General features: G+C 73.3%; 16 protein-coding genes. 9 read left to right on the top strand and 7 right to left on the bottom strand.

The features are described from left to right. Positions 1-54: 54 nt before the first annotated feature. Both ACIQGV_RS17490 and ACIQGV_RS17485 read right to left on the bottom strand, forming a co-directional pair. Entirely contained in the window at positions 55-906 is an 852-nt protein-coding gene (locus tag ACIQGV_RS17490) for a tetratricopeptide repeat protein (protein ID WP_402495555.1), read from the bottom strand. A gap of 29 nt (positions 907-935) precedes the next feature. Continuing rightward, positions 936-1946, bottom strand: coding sequence for a GNAT family N-acetyltransferase (locus ACIQGV_RS17485; protein ID WP_402495553.1), 1011 nt, complete (start codon positions 1944-1946; stop codon positions 936-938). A 140-nt stretch (positions 1947-2086) separates the two neighbouring features. Between ACIQGV_RS17485 and fdxA the strand changes: the two genes are divergently transcribed. Next, the gene (gene fdxA / locus ACIQGV_RS17480) at positions 2087-2407 is read left to right on the top strand and encodes a ferredoxin (protein ID WP_402495551.1); all 321 of its coding nucleotides are present in this window, start codon (positions 2087-2089) and stop codon (positions 2405-2407) included. Between the two features lie 131 nt (positions 2408-2538). Continuing rightward, positions 2539-3636, top strand: a complete 1098-nt coding sequence (locus ACIQGV_RS17475) for a bifunctional succinyldiaminopimelate transaminase/glutamate-prephenate aminotransferase (protein WP_402495866.1) — start codon at positions 2539-2541, stop codon at positions 3634-3636. Positions 3637-3721: 85 nt separating this feature from the next. Here ACIQGV_RS17475 and ACIQGV_RS17470 read toward each other — a convergent pair whose 3' ends face one another. Both ACIQGV_RS17470 and ACIQGV_RS17465 read right to left on the bottom strand, forming a co-directional pair. Next, entirely contained in the window at positions 3722-4105 is a 384-nt protein-coding gene (locus ACIQGV_RS17470) for an ATP-binding protein (protein WP_402495549.1), read from the bottom strand. Between the two features lie 306 nt (positions 4106-4411). Then, positions 4412-5311, bottom strand: coding sequence for a heavy metal transporter (locus ACIQGV_RS17465; protein WP_402495547.1), 900 nt, complete (start codon positions 5309-5311; stop codon positions 4412-4414). A gap of 87 nt (positions 5312-5398) precedes the next feature. Between ACIQGV_RS17465 and dapE the strand changes: the two genes are divergently transcribed. Next, positions 5399-6478, top strand: a complete 1080-nt coding sequence (dapE, locus tag ACIQGV_RS17460) for a succinyl-diaminopimelate desuccinylase (RefSeq protein WP_402495545.1) — start codon at positions 5399-5401, stop codon at positions 6476-6478. A 103-nt stretch (positions 6479-6581) separates the two neighbouring features. After that, the gene (locus tag ACIQGV_RS17455; protein WP_402495543.1) at positions 6582-7355 is read left to right on the top strand and encodes a TIGR00730 family Rossman fold protein; all 774 of its coding nucleotides are present in this window, start codon (positions 6582-6584) and stop codon (positions 7353-7355) included. 15 nt (positions 7356-7370) lie between these two features. Here ACIQGV_RS17455 and folP read toward each other — a convergent pair whose 3' ends face one another. Continuing rightward, complete coding sequence (folP, locus tag ACIQGV_RS17450; RefSeq protein ID WP_402495541.1) at positions 7371-8231, bottom strand: dihydropteroate synthase; 861 nt, start codon at positions 8229-8231, stop codon at positions 7371-7373. A 122-nt stretch (positions 8232-8353) separates the two neighbouring features. On the opposite strand from folP, the gene ACIQGV_RS17445 reads away from it, so the two are divergent. Together ACIQGV_RS17445 and ACIQGV_RS17440 are read left to right on the top strand one after the other, a co-directional pair. Beyond that, a complete protein-coding gene (locus ACIQGV_RS17445; RefSeq protein ID WP_402495863.1) occupies positions 8354-8704 on the top strand; it encodes a DivIVA domain-containing protein in 351 nt (116 codons plus the stop codon). Further along, a complete protein-coding gene (locus tag ACIQGV_RS17440; protein ID WP_402495539.1) occupies positions 8701-9345 on the top strand; it encodes a DNA-3-methyladenine glycosylase I in 645 nt (214 codons plus the stop codon). The genes ACIQGV_RS17445 and ACIQGV_RS17440 overlap by 4 nt, the downstream gene beginning before the upstream one ends. A 29-nt stretch (positions 9346-9374) precedes the next feature. Here ACIQGV_RS17440 and ACIQGV_RS17435 read toward each other — a convergent pair whose 3' ends face one another. After that, the gene (locus ACIQGV_RS17435) at positions 9375-10178 is read right to left on the bottom strand and encodes an enoyl-CoA hydratase/isomerase family protein (protein ID WP_402495537.1); all 804 of its coding nucleotides are present in this window, start codon (positions 10176-10178) and stop codon (positions 9375-9377) included. 388 nt (positions 10179-10566) lie between these two features. On the opposite strand from ACIQGV_RS17435, the gene ACIQGV_RS17430 reads away from it, so the two are divergent. Next, positions 10567-10734: a DUF3117 domain-containing protein gene (locus ACIQGV_RS17430; RefSeq protein WP_003966491.1), complete on the top strand. Its 168-nt coding sequence runs from the start codon at positions 10567-10569 to the stop codon at positions 10732-10734. A 304-nt stretch (positions 10735-11038) separates the two neighbouring features. Here ACIQGV_RS17430 and ACIQGV_RS17425 read toward each other — a convergent pair whose 3' ends face one another. After that, a complete protein-coding gene (locus tag ACIQGV_RS17425; protein WP_402495535.1) occupies positions 11039-11692 on the bottom strand; it encodes an O-methyltransferase in 654 nt (217 codons plus the stop codon). A 207-nt stretch (positions 11693-11899) separates the two neighbouring features. Between ACIQGV_RS17425 and sigE the strand changes: the two genes are divergently transcribed. Together sigE and ACIQGV_RS17415 are read left to right on the top strand one after the other, a co-directional pair. Beyond that, positions 11900-12673, top strand: coding sequence for an RNA polymerase sigma factor SigE (gene sigE / locus ACIQGV_RS17420; RefSeq protein WP_402495861.1), 774 nt, complete (start codon positions 11900-11902; stop codon positions 12671-12673). Next, positions 12670-13650, top strand: coding sequence for an anti-sigma factor family protein (locus tag ACIQGV_RS17415; protein WP_402495532.1), 981 nt, complete (start codon positions 12670-12672; stop codon positions 13648-13650). The genes sigE and ACIQGV_RS17415 overlap by 4 nt, the downstream gene beginning before the upstream one ends. Positions 13651-13690: the final 40 nt, after the last annotated feature.

Genomic DNA, 13690 nt, shown 5'->3' with positions numbered 1-13690 from the left:
CGCCGTTCCCCGGGGGCTGCCGTCCCGGCCGGGCCGGCCTCGGCGCGGCAGCTCCTAGTTCAGCAGCGCCCGGGCCGTCCGGGCCTCCGCGCGCACCCGCCCCGCCAGGGCCTCGTCGACGACCTCGACCAGGTCGGCGTACTCCTCCATCTCCTGTGCCCCCGCGACGAAGTCGCCCCGGCGGACCAGCACCTGGCCCTTCTCGTAGCGCAGCAGCGCGGGGTGGGAGGGGACCAGCAGGGCCAGTTCCACCGCCCACAGGGCGACGTCCGAGCGTTCGGGCCGGGCCGCGGCCCACGCGCGGATGTTGTTGAGGATCCGCGAGACGACCTCCAGCGGCGTCGCGGGCACGAGCATGGAGGACTCCAGGGGCGCCCCGGTCGCCCCGGCCACCAGCAGGTCCGCGTCCGTCCCGGTCAGCACCCGGCCCCCGTCGAACGGGTCCGCGAGCACCTGGGACGGGGTGGGCCCGAAGCCGACGACGAAGTGCCCGGGCAGGGCGACCCCGTACACCGGCGCCCCGGCCCGGCGGGCCACCTCGATCCACACCACCGACAGCAGGATCGGCAGCCCGCGCCGCCGCCGCACGACCTGGTGCAGGAGGGACGACTCCAGGCGCTGGTAGTCCGCGGGGGTCCCGTGGAAGCCGAGCCCCTCGCCCAGCAGGTCGCGCAGCGCCACGGCCCAGGCGTGCGGCGAGCCGGGCCGGTACGGCAGCCGCCCGGCCAGCTCGTCCAGCTCGATCTGGACGGCGTCCATGCCCGCCTCGTCCAGCGTGCCGTCGGCCTCCGCGCCCACCAGCAGGCACAGCAGCGACAGGTCGGGCCGCTCGGCGCGGGCCTCCTCGGCGAACCGGCGGCGCAGTTCGGCGGAGCGCTTCGGGGAGGGGGGACAGGGGGGACGCATATCTGGCTGGTGCCCTCTCAGGGTGATCGCTACCGGGCCGGGCCGGAGGTTCCGGGTTCGCGGTGGTGGTGGTACGCGTGGTGCGCGGTGAACCCGGCCCGGGCGTAGAGGGTGCGCGCGGAGGCGTTGTCCGTCTCCACCTGGAGCCAGGCGGCGGACGCGCCCTCGTCCAGGGCCTGCCGGGCGAGCGCGGCCATCACGGCCGTGGCGAGCCCCTGGCGCCGCCGCTCGGGGTCGACCTCCACGGCGGCGAAGCCGGCCCAGCGGCCGTCCACGACCAGCCGCCCGATCGCGGCGGGAGCGGTGCCCTCCCCGGGCACCGACGCGAACCACACGGACGGCCCGCTGCCGAGGACCCGCAGGGCCACCTCGCTCAGCCCCTTGCGCCGGTAGCGCGCCAGCCATGCCTCGTCCGCGGTCCGGGACAGCGTCACCCCGCCGGGTTCCCGCAGGTCGGCGAGCGGTGCCAGGGCCGCGGTCCACAGCTCGGCGGACACCTCGCGCGTCCACCCGCGCCGCTCCAGCTCCGCGTGCAGCACCTCCTGGGTGCCCTCGGCGCCGGTGGCGGTCTGGAGGTAGGCGGGCAGGCCGCGTGCGCCGTACCAGCGGCGCACGGCCGTCAGCGCCTCGTCCAGCGGCACTCCGGGATCGCCGAGCGGCAGCACCGAGTTGGCACGCCGGGTGAATCCGGCGGCGGCGCGCAGCTCCCACGCGCCGAGCCGCTCGCTCTCCACGGGCCGCCAGGCGCGCGCGGACACCCGGGCGAGCTCCTCGTAGGTCGCGGAAGGGCCTCTGCGGCGCGCGGGGGCGGCGGGCACGGTCTTGCCCGCGACCAGGGAGGATTCCTCGATCCTGACCTGTTCGCCGTCGCGGCGTGTGATCACCAGCACACCGTTGTCCCATGATGTGAGAACACCCACCGTGTCGGTGAATTTCTCCACCGAGTCACCCTCACCCCTCAAGCGCCTCACTGACACACGTTTGCCCACGTCAGCAGCGGTGATGCGGACCTCAAGGCGCCCGGCCGCGGAGATTTCCACAGGTCGTTCCACCCCTCCTGTTCGGATCATGCCCAGGAACGGAGATACTAGGGGCGGGCATCGACGACGCCGCGCTCCCGCGCGCCAGGCGGCGGAGCCTGAGGAGGCCCGCCAGCGCCCTATCGAGGAGGAACGACAGCGTGACCTACGTCATCGCGCAGCCTTGTGTCGACGTGAAGGACAAGGCGTGCATCGAGGAGTGCCCGGTCGACTGCATCTACGAGGGCCAGCGGTCCTTGTACATCCACCCGGACGAATGCGTCGACTGTGGTGCCTGTGAGCCGGTCTGCCCGGTCGAGGCGATCTTCTACGAGGACGACACTCCGGAGGAGTGGAAGGACTACTACAAGGCGAACGTCGAGTTCTTCGACGACCTGGGTTCCCCGGGCGGCGCCAGCAAGCTGGGTCTGATCGAGCGCGACCACCCGTTCATCGCCGCGCTCGACCCGCAGAACGGCTGACGGCGGCCCACCCACCCGCGCCGCCTCGGTCCCGTACGGTCTGATCACCGCTCTGGTCGCCGTACGGGACCGAGGCGTTTGCGCAAGCGCCGACCGGCGGCCCGTACGACCAGAAAGTGAGCCAAGCACCCGTGTCCGCTCTCTCCGACCGCCTGCCCGCCTTCCCCTGGGACAAGCTGGAGCCGTACAAGAAGACGGCCGCGGCGCACCCCGACGGCATCGTCGACCTGTCGGTCGGCACCCCGGTCGACCCGGTGCCCGAGCTGATCCGGAAGGCGCTGGTCGCCGCGGCCGACTCGCCGGGCTATCCGACCGTGTGGGGCACGCCCGAGCTGCGGGACGCGCTCACCGGCTGGGTGACACGCCGACTGGGCGCCCGGGACGTGACGCACCGGCACGTCCTGCCGATCGTCGGCTCCAAGGAACTGGTGGCCTGGCTGCCGACCCAGCTGGGCCTCGGCCCCGGCGACCGGGTCGCGTATCCGCGCCTCGCCTACCCGACGTACGAGGTCGGCGCCCGGCTGGCGCGCGCGGAGCACGAGGTCTACGACGATCCGGCCGAGCTGGACCCGGCGGGGCTGAAGCTGCTGTGGCTCAACTCGCCGTCGAACCCGACCGGCAAGGTGCTGTCCAAGGAGGAGCTGACCCGGATCGTCGCCTGGGCCCGCGAGCACGGCGTGCTGGTCTTCTCCGACGAGTGCTACCTGGAGCTGGGCTGGGAGGCGGACCCGGTCTCGGTGCTGCACCCGGACGTCAACGGCGGCTCGTACGACGGCATCGTCTCGGTGCACTCGCTGTCGAAGCGGTCGAACCTCGCGGGCTACCGGGCCGCGTTCCTCGCCGGCGACCCGGCCGTGCTCGGGCCGCTGCTGGAGATCCGCAAGCACGGCGGCATGATGACGTCGGCGCCGACCCAGGCGGCGGTCGTGGCGGCGCTCGGCGACGACACGCACGTGGCCGAGCAGCGTGAGCGCTACGCCGCCCGCCGCACCGCCCTGCGGGACGCGCTGCTGGCGCACGGTTTCCGCATCGAGCACAGCGAGGCCAGTCTCTATCTGTGGGCGACGCGCGACGAGTCCTGCTGGGACACCGTGGCCCACCTGGCCGGGCTCGGCGTCCTGGTGGCCCCCGGAGACTTCTACGGCACGGCCGGCGGACGGTTCGTGCGCGTGGCGATGACGGCGACGGACGAGCGGGTCGCCGCGGCGGTGAAGCGGCTCACGGCCTGAGAGCGCGGACACGGCGACGGGGCCCGGGGGAGAGGATCCCCGGGCCCCGTCGCCGTGTCCGGCGTGACGCGTCAGCCGCTCAGCGTCAGCCGCCCAGTGGCAGGCCCTTCGTGGGCAGGCCCTTCGTCGGCAGGGACTGCGTGGGCAGCCCGCCCTTGGTGAGGGAGTCCGTCGGCAGGCCGCCCTTCGTGGCGGTGGAGGTGGTGTCGCCGAGGACGTCGCCGGTGGTGCCGGCCGCCTCCCCGGCGGCCTGCTGCACCACGGGCGCGGCCTTCTTCGCGGCCTTGCCGCCGTTCTCGACGGCCTTGCCCACGCCCGCCCCGTCCAGGGCGGTGAGGCCGCCCAGGTCCGGGGCGGCGGGCAGCGAGGGGGCCGCGCTCGCGGAGCCGGCCGCACCGACCCCGGCAGCCGCCCCCGCGGCGACGAGCAGCGCGGCACGGGCGATCCGGCGGGTCAGGGGGAGGGTCATGATGCTCCTTCGACGGGAGGAAACGGGGAAGTGTCCGACCGCACCCGGCGATTGACAGGGCGCGGACACCGTGACTACCGCTCGAAGTCCGCCGAGGTTGCGGCGACCCGACGTAAAGAGTTGGTAATGCGTCGCATTATCTGTTGTGGATAAAAACGGGCAAAGGGAGGCCGCGGAAAGGATCTGCGGAATCCTTACAGCTCTTGGTTCCCAAGGGAACGGGAGGCGGAGAGACACCCCCGCGAGAGCCCGCGCACGCCGTCGCCCCGGCGAAGCCCGCACCACCCGTGCGAGTGGGCGGCCGCACTACTGAACGGTGACGATCCGTACCTCGTCCGCCCCGGCCGTCCGGCGCCACTCGCTGTCGGTGGTCCCCGCCGTCCACTGCCGGCCGGCGTACGACACACGCTCTATCCGCAGCGCCGAGGCGTTGGCCACCGCCCAGTGCGCCAGCTGCCAGCCGCGCCGGCGCGACTCGGCCGGCACGCTCACCGTCCGCCCGCCGTCGTCCTCGGGACCGGCGGCCGCGCCCGCCGCGCCCACCTCCGCGCCCGCGGGAGCCATCGCGTCGCGCCCGAAGTCCCGCACCAGCGCCGAGCGCACCGCGTCGGGACCCGCCGCGGCCGCGCCGTCCGCCGGCCGGCCCTTGCAGGTCAGCGTGGCCGCGGCACGCCCGGTGAGCGCGGCCGCGAGCAGCGTGGCGTCCCGCTCGTGCTTGGCGTACGCCAGCGGATAGCCGCTGCGCTGCACCCGCTGGGCGGCGTCGGTGAGCGGCAGCCCGGTGTAGCCGGGCACCTTCTCCAGGTGCGCGTAGAACATGCCCGCCGCGTAGGCCGGGTCCATGATCTGCCGCGGGGTGCCCCAGCCCTGGGAGGGCCGCTGCTGGAACAGGCCCAGCGAGTCACGGTCGCCGTGCTCGATGTTGCGCAGCGCGGACTCCTGCAGCGCCGTCGCCAGCGCGATCGTCACCGCGCGCTCCGGCAGACCCCGGCCGACGCCCACCGCCGTGATCGTCGCCGCGTTCACCGCCTGCTCCGGCGTGAACGTGTACGCGCCGCCGCCGTCGGCCGCGACGACCTGGCAGTCCGGCTCGCCGGCGCCGCCGCTGACGTACTGCACGACGAGGTACGCGGCGAGCGCGAGCAGCACGAGGAAGGCCGCACCGGTGCGGCCTCGGCGCCTGGGGAGGGGGGACGGCTCGGACACGCCGTACAAGGTAGCCGAGGTCGCCCGCGTCCCGGCGTGCCGGTTGGACACAGCACGGGAACGGACTCCGGGGATAGGGTCGGCGCCATGGCCGACACCCCGCTTGACCTCACCCTGGACGCCGCCCTGCTGACCGCGCAGCTCGTGGACCTCCCCTCCGAGAGCGGCACCGAGAAGCCCCTCGCGGACGCGATCGAGAGCGTGCTGCGCACCCTTCCGCATCTGACGGTGGACCGGTACGGCAACAACGTCGTGGCCCGGACGGACCTGGGCCGGGCCGAGCGCGTGATCCTCGCGGGGCACATCGACACGGTGCCCATCGCGGACAACGTGCCCTCGCGCCTCGACGAGGACGGCGTGCTGTGGGGCTGCGGCACCTGCGACATGAAGGCGGGCGTGGCCGTCCAGCTGCGGATCGCGGCGACCGTCCCGGCCCCCAACCGCGATCTGACGTTCGTCTTCTACGACAACGAGGAGGTCGCCGCCGACCTCAACGGCCTCAAGCACGTCGCCGAGGCCCACCCCGACTGGCTGGCCGGCGACTTCGCGGTGCTGCTGGAGCCCTCCGACGGCCAGGTCGAGGGCGGCTGCCAGGGCACGCTGCGGGTGCTGCTGAGGACCAGGGGCGAGCGGGCCCACTCCGCACGCAGCTGGATGGGCTCCAACGCCATCCACGCGGCCGCCCCGATCCTCGCCCGCCTCGCCGAGTACCGCCCGCGCAACCCGGTCATCGACGGCCTGGAGTACCGCGAGGGCCTGAACGCGGTGCGCATCGAGGGCGGCGTGGCCGGCAACGTCATCCCCGACGAGTGCGTGGTCGCCGTCAACTTCCGCTACGCCCCGGACCGCACCGCCGAGGAGGCCGTCGCGCACGTCCGGGAGGTGTTCGCGGACTGCGGCGTCGAGGAGTTCGTGATCGACGACCACAGCGGCGCCGCCCTGCCCGGTCTGTCCCACCCGGCCGCCGCGGCCTTCATCGAGGCGGTCGGCGGCACCCCGCAGCCCAAGTACGGCTGGACGGACGTCTCCCGCTTCAGCGCCCTCGGCGTCCCCGCGGTCAACTACGGGCCGGGCAACCCGCATCTGGCGCACAAGCGCGACGAACGCGTCGAGACGGCGAAGATCCTCGCGGGCGAGGAGCGCCTGCGGAACTGGCTGACCGCGTAGGGGTCCGCCGCGGGCCGCTGCACGGCGGACATGCCGACGTCCCCCGCGCGTAACCCGCGTAGATCTACGCTGAGGTGGAAAGACCCGAGCGGAGGGAGCGCACATGGCCACTCGCATTCCTGAGGACGGCACACAGCCGGAGGAGCAGCGCCTCGGACCGGTCCTCCGGCGACGCAGCCAGGTCACCGCCAGCACCACCGACCAGCGCCTGCTGGACGCGGGCGGACCCTCGGACTGGGTGCACACCGACCCCTGGCGGGTCCTGCGCATCCAGTCGGAGTTCATCGAGGGCTTCGGCACGCTCGCCGAGCTCCCGCCCGCGATCAGCGTGTTCGGCTCCGCCCGCACCCCCGTCGACTCCCCGGAGTACGACGCCGGGGTGCGGCTGGGCCGCGGCCTGGTCGAGGCGGGCTGGGCCGTCATCACCGGCGGCGGCCCCGGCGCGATGGAGGCCGCGAACAAGGGCGCCTGCGAGGCCGGCGGCACCTCCGTCGGCCTGGGCATCGAGCTGCCCTTCGAGCAGGGGCTCAACCCCTACGTCGACATCGGCCTGAACTTCCGGTACTTCTTCGTCCGGAAGATGATGTTCGTCAAGTACGCGCAGGGCTTCGTCGTCCTGCCCGGCGGTCTCGGCACCCTCGACGAGCTGTTCGAGGCCCTCACCCTCGTCCAGACCCAGAAGGTCACCCGCTTCCCGATCGTGCTGTTCGGCAGCGCGTACTGGGGCGGCCTGGTCGACTGGCTGCGGAACACGGTGATCGCCGAGGGCAAGGCCGCCGAGAAGGATCTGCTGCTGTTCCATGTCACGGACGACGTGCACGAGGCCGTCGCCCTGGTGTCCAAGGAGGCGGGACGGGACCGGATGCCCCCGGTCTGACGGCCGTACGGCCTCTCAGGCGAGGCCCCTGCGGGCCACCGTCGGCTGCCGGTGGCCCGCGATGGCCGCGACCATGTCCAGCACCTGGCGGGTCTCGGCCACCTCGTGCACCCGGTACACCTGCGCGCCGAGCCACGCGGACACCGCGGTCGTCGCGAGCGTGCCCAGCACCCGCTCCTTGACGGGCCGGTCGAGCGTCTCGCCGACGAAGTCCTTGTTGGACAGCGACACCAGCACCGGCCAGCCCGTCTCCACCATCTCCGGCAGCCGCCGGGTGGCCTCCAGGCTGTGCCGGGTGTTCTTGCCGAAGTCGTGCCCCGGATCGATCAGCACCGACTCCCGCGGCACCCCGAGCGCGACGGCACGCTCGGCGAGACCGACCGTCACCTGCAGGATGTCCGCCATCACGTCGTCGTACGTCACCCGGTGCGGCCGGGTCCGCGGCTCCGCCCCGCCCGCGTGCGTGCACACCAGACCCACCCGGTGGCGCGCGGCGACCTCCGCGAGCCTGGGGTCGACCCCGCCCCACGCGTCGTTCAGCAGGTCCGCGCCCGCCTCGCACACGGCCTCGCCGACCTCGTGCCGCCAGGTGTCGACGCTGATCACCACGTCCGGGAAGCGCCGCCTGACCTCGGCGACGAAACCGACCGTGCGCCGCGCCTCCTCCTCGGCCGTGACCTCCTCGCCGGGTCCGGCCTTGACCCCGCCGATGTCGATGATCGCGGCGCCGTCGGCCACCGCCTGCTCGACGCGTGCGAGCGCCGGCTCGTCGCGGAACGTGGCTCCCCGGTCGTAGAAGGAGTCCGGGGTCCGGTTGACGATCGCCATGATCACCGGCTCGTGCGGGTCGAACTCCCGCTTGCCCAGCCTGAGCATCCCCTGTGACCTCTCCTCTTCCACGCCGGTGTTGGCCGTCTGCGACCCTAACCGCCGACGTCGCATGGCACGATCGGACCCTGACACATTCGGCGCCGATCCTGGGGACCTCAGCGATGGTTATGTTCTTGTTCCTGGTTCTCGCGCTCGCCGTCGTGGTCGGCGCGGTGACACTGGCCGTGGTCGGCGGCGGCGAGGGCGGCGGACCCCTGCCCGAGGCGGTGCCCGAGCGGCTGCGCGACCCCCTGCCGCCGGACCGGCCGGTGAGCCGCGCCGACGTGGACGCCCTGCGTTTCCCGCTCGCCGCCCGCGGCTACCGCATGGCCGACGTGGACGACGCACTGAACCGTCTCGCCGCCGAACTCGCCGAGCGGGACGCCCGGATCAGCGACCTGGAGTCCGCCCTGGCCGGCGCCCGTGCGTCCGCGCCCCGGGTGCCGCTGGACAAGCCCCGTCCGGAGGACGAGCAGTGAGCGAGGGCACGGCGCTCGCGGGCCCCGACGGCGCGCTGCGCTGCCCCTGGGCCCTGTCCACCGAGGACTACGTGGCGTACCACGACGAGGAGTGGGGCCGCCCGGTCCACGGCGACGACGCCCTCTTCGAACGCCTCAGCCTGGAAGCCTTCCAGTCCGGCCTCTCCTGGATCACGATCCTGCGCCGCCGCCCCGGCTTCCGGGCGGGCTTCAGCGGCTTCCTGATCGCCGAGGTGGCGGCCTTCACCGAGACCGACCGCGACCGTCTCCTCGCCGACCCGGGCATCATCCGCAACCGCGCCAAGATCGACGCGACGATGGCCAACGCCAAGGTGCTCGCCGGCTGGGAGCCGGGCGAGCTGGACGCCCTGATCTGGTCCTTCGCCCCGGACGCGGCGACGCGGCCCGTGCCGAAGACGCTGTCGGACGTCCCCGCGGTGACCCCGGAGTCGACGGCCCTGTCGAAGGCCCTGAAGAAGCGGGGCCTGCGCTTCGTGGGTCCGACCACGGCGTACGCCCTGATGCAGGCGTGCGGCCTGGTGGACGATCACCTGGAGGAGTGCGTCAGCCGGGGCGCCCCCCAGGGGCACGGGGAGCCGCGCGAACAGCCGCGGACGCCCCGCACCCCCCGGCGGCGCTGAGGCCCCGGGCTCCCGGGGCCTCCGGCGGCCTACCGGCCCAGATACTTCGGCTTCTCCTTGTTCACGAACGCCTGCACGGCGATGGCGTGGTCCTCGGACGCCCCGGCACGGGCCTGCAGCTCGTCCTCCTTGTCCAGCGTCTCGGAGAAGGAGTGGGTGAGTCCGTAGGCCACGGACTCCTTCAGCGCCGCGTAGGCCACGGTCGGCCCCTCGGCCAGGGAGCGCGCCAGCTTCCCGGCCTCCTCGCGAAGCTCCGCCGCGGGCACGAGCCGGTTGGCGATGCCCAGCTCCAGCGCCTCCTGGGCCTTGATGTTCCGGGGGAAGAGCAGCAGGTCGGTGGCGCGGCCGGGCCCGACGACCCGCGGCAGCGTCCAGGAGATCCCGGAGTCCGCGGTCAGGGCGACGCCCGCGAAGGACGTGTTGAAGGAGGCCGTGTCCGCCACGAGGCGGTAGTCGGCGGCCAGCGCGAAGCCGAAGCCGGCCCCGGCGGCGACGCCGTTCACCGCGGCGACGACCGGCTTGGGCGCCTCCACGAGGGCGCGGGCGATCGGGTTGTAGTGCTCCCGCACCGTGCTCATCGTCTGGCCCCCGCCCGCGGCGCGGTCCGCGGCGAGCAGCCCGATGTGCTCCTTGAGGTCCTGGCCCACGCAGAAGGCCCGGTCGCCCGCCGCGGTCAGCAGGATCGCCCGAACGGCCGAGTCGTCCGCGGCCGCCCGCGCGGCGTCCCGCAGCGCAACCTTCGTCGCGACGTTCAGCGCGTTCATCGCCTCGGGGCGGTTCAGCGTGATCGTCGCCAGCCCGTCGCTCACCTCGTAGAGCACGGTGTCGGCCATGGGGCATCCCCTCAGGAGTCGCGGCACGGCGTACCGGTCGGTACGCCGTGATGTCCGAAGGACAGCATGGCGGACACGGACCGCGGCAGAGGTGTGACCTGCGTCAAAGAAACGAACACCGTTCGGAGGCGGAGGAGGGGTGTGCGGCCGCGCAGTATCGCAGCCACATCCCCGAATTGGGTGGTTTTGCTCGCGCGCGTTGCCCAAGCGATGCCGACTGATGTTGGTCATCGGGTCGTGAGATGCGGGATAATGGCTTGGAAGCAATGTGTTCGATGCCGGTGTCGCGTGTCCTGCGCAAGGACCGCGCCTGCCCTCCCGAGGGGCTGTGCCCCGTCTACGGGCCGTCGGCTTTGACGATGAGCTGGTTTCAGGAAGGGGAACGAGCATGGCGGCCATGAAGCCGCGGACGGGCGACGGCCCGCTCGAGGTGACCAAGGAGGGGCGGGGCATCGTCATGCGCGTTCCGCTCGAAGGCGGCGGTCGGCTTGTCGTCGAGCTGACCCCTGACGAGGCCGACGCGCTCGGCGATGCCCTCAAGAAGGTTGTGGGCTGACGCGCAGGCGACCATACCCTTTCAGTCGCCCCGGCACCGGACCCGGTGCCGGGGCGACTGCGTTCCCGTACGGGGAGGGGCTGGTCCGCCCAGGCCCCCGGCGAGGAGAGGCCCGTCGGTCCCGGTGCGCGCCGGTCCTCCGTCCCCGGTGCGGGCCGGTTCTTCCGGTGCGGGCCGGTTCTTCGGGGCGGAGCGGACTTCCCGGAGCCGGCCGGACGTACAGGCGGATCGTGCTCCGGAGCCGGCCGGACCTCGGAGGCGGGCCGGACTTCTCAGGGGCGGCCGGTCGCCCGGGGGCGGCTCGTCAGCGCCTGACCGCGCACAGCAGTCCGTCGCCCACCGGGAGCAGCGACGTCACCAGTTCCTGGCTCTCCCGCACCGCGCGCAGCAGCTCCCGCAGCCGTACGACCTCCGTGGGCTGGGGCCCGGAGTCCACCGTGCGGCCGCTCGCGAAGACGCCCTCGAAGGCCACCAGACCGCCCGGACGCAGCAGGCGCAACGATTCAGCGAGGTACTCCAGGACCTCCAGCCGGTCGCCGTCGCAGAAGACGAGGTCGTAGCCGGCGTCGGCGAGACGGGGGAGCACGTCCAGTGCGCGGCCCGGGATGAAGCGGGCACGGTTGCTGGCGAAACCGGAGGCGCGGAATGCCTGACGGGCGAACTGCTGGTGCTCCGGCTCGGGGTCGACGGTGGTCAGGACGCCGTCGGGGCGCATGCCGTGCAGCAGGTGGAGGCCGGAGACACCGGTCCCGGTGCCGATCTCCGCGACGGCCTTGGCGTCCACCGAGGCGGCGAGCAGCCGCAGCGCGGCGCCGGTGCCCGGGGTCACCGGACGCAGCCCTGCCTCCCGGGCCCGCTCGCGGGCCCAGTGCAGCGTCTCGTCCTCGGCGACATAGGCGTCGGCGAACGCCCAGCTCGTCGGCCGGTTGCCGGTGATGACCCTCTCCTGTCCCCTCATTGTCTCGGCGTGACTGTATCCGTTGGTGCCGGGAACCCGCAGATGGGACCAGGCGTTTAGAGGGGTGTGGACGAGTACGGGGGGACACAGTTGGATCACGACGACGGGCGGGGCGCCGAGCAACTGCTGACGCAGCCGTATGAGCCGTATCAGCACAGATCAAATTCTCGTAAAACCGCTTATCCGGTCCTAACGGGCGAGGTGGCTATGGTAGGGGCTCCGCTGGACACCACCAGAGCCGACAGGGGAGGTGCGGCTGCGCCTGTGGATCGGGGAGGAGTGCTGCGGCGCTTTCTCGGGTCGGCGGGCAGGCCGAGATCCGTGAACGACACTGCCGCTGACCCCAGCCACGCCGCTGGCCAGACCCAGACCGCGACCTTCTCCACCGACGCGGACGGGCAGGCGTGGACTCCGCCCACCTGGGAGGAGATCGTCAGCATGCACAGCGGCCGGGTCTACCGGCTCGCCTACCGTCTCACGGGCAATCAGCACGACGCCGAGGACCTCACCCAGGAGGTCTTCGTCCGCGTCTTCCGCTCCCTGTCGACCTACTCGCCGGGCACCTTCGAGGGCTGGCTGCACCGCATCACCACGAACCTGTTCCTGGACATGGTCCGGCGCAAGCAGCGCATCCGCTTCGACACCCTGGGCGAGGACGCCGCCGAGCGGCTGCCCAGCCGTGAGCCGAACCCCCAGCAGGTCTTCAACGACGCGCACTTCGACGCCGACGTCCAGCAGGCCCTCGACACCCTCGCGCCCGAGTTCCGCGCGGCCGTCGTCCTGTGCGACATCGAGGGACTGTCCTACGAGGAGATCGCCGCGACCCTCGGCGTCAAGCTCGGCACCGTCCGGTCCCGGATCCACCGCGGCCGCTCCCAGCTGCGCAAGGCCCTCGCCCACCGCTCGCCGCAGGCGCGTGCCGAGCGGCGCTCCTTCGCCTCCCGCATTCCCGCACTGGGAGGAGGGGGCGCGTCCGCGTGAGTGGATCATGGCCGAAACCTGCTGAGGAGCGCCTCGCAGAGCAGCATCTGGGAGATCGACTCGCCGCCCTGGTCGACGGCGAGCTCGGTCATGAGACGCGCGAGCGTGTACTGGCCCATCTGGCGACCTGCCCGAAGTGCAAGGCCGAGGTGGACGCACAGCGCCGTCTGAAGAACGTCTTCGCGGAGGCGGCCCCGCCTCCCCCCTCCGAAAGCCTGCTGGCCCGGCTCCAGGGACTTCCGGCGGGGGGTGACCTGGACGGCGGTGGCTCGCCGTCCGCCGGGGGAGGGTTCGCCGCGGGACTGGGCGGACGGCCCGCCGGAGTGTTCGGCGTGAGGCGCGGCGAGCGCTTCGAGTTCGGCTACGTCCCCGCGGGTGCGCACTCCGCTCCCGTCCTGCAGTCCGGCCCCGTGCCGGGACGCGGCTTCCGCATCCATGACGTGGGCCGTTCCGAGGCCGAGCGTTCCGCCTCGCGCGGGCGCCGGTTCGCGTTCGTCGCCGCCGGAGCGGTGTCCCTCGCCGCGATCGCGCTCGGCGGGGTCACCACGGGCGTTCCCGGTGACACCGGTGAGCCCCGCGGCGGTTCCGGCGGCAGCAATGTGACACCGGCCCGCACGGGCGGCACCGGTTCGGCCGCGGCGCCGGAGAACCAGCGCCGCCGCGCGGGCGGTCCGCTGCTCGCCCAGGGGCAGGGCGGCCGGCAGTCCGCCGGTGACTCCGCGGTCGCGCCCACCCAGATGTCGGCACCGCTGCTGCCCGGGGTGACGGCCGCCCACGAGCAGTCCCCGCCCCACACGATCACCACGCCGGTGGTCGTCGGTGCCGCCGTCATGTCCCCGCTCATACGCCCTTTCCCGACGGCCTCGCCGCTCGGTCTGAGCACCTGGTCCACGACGCCCGGCCTCACCCCGCCGAGCCTGCTCGCCGCCCCCGACCCCGACCCGACCGCAGCCCCTTCCGCCTCCCGGAACCGCTGACCGGGCCCTGCGCGCCGGCGCGCGAACCTGGTTGAATCCG

It is taken from the genome of Streptomyces sp. NPDC093094, from assembly GCF_044754345.1.
In the GTDB taxonomy this organism is placed as follows: Bacteria; Actinomycetota; Actinomycetes; order Streptomycetales; family Streptomycetaceae; genus Streptomyces.
Note: the sequence above shows the minus strand (reverse complement) of the source record. Positions and strands in the feature narration are given on the sequence as shown.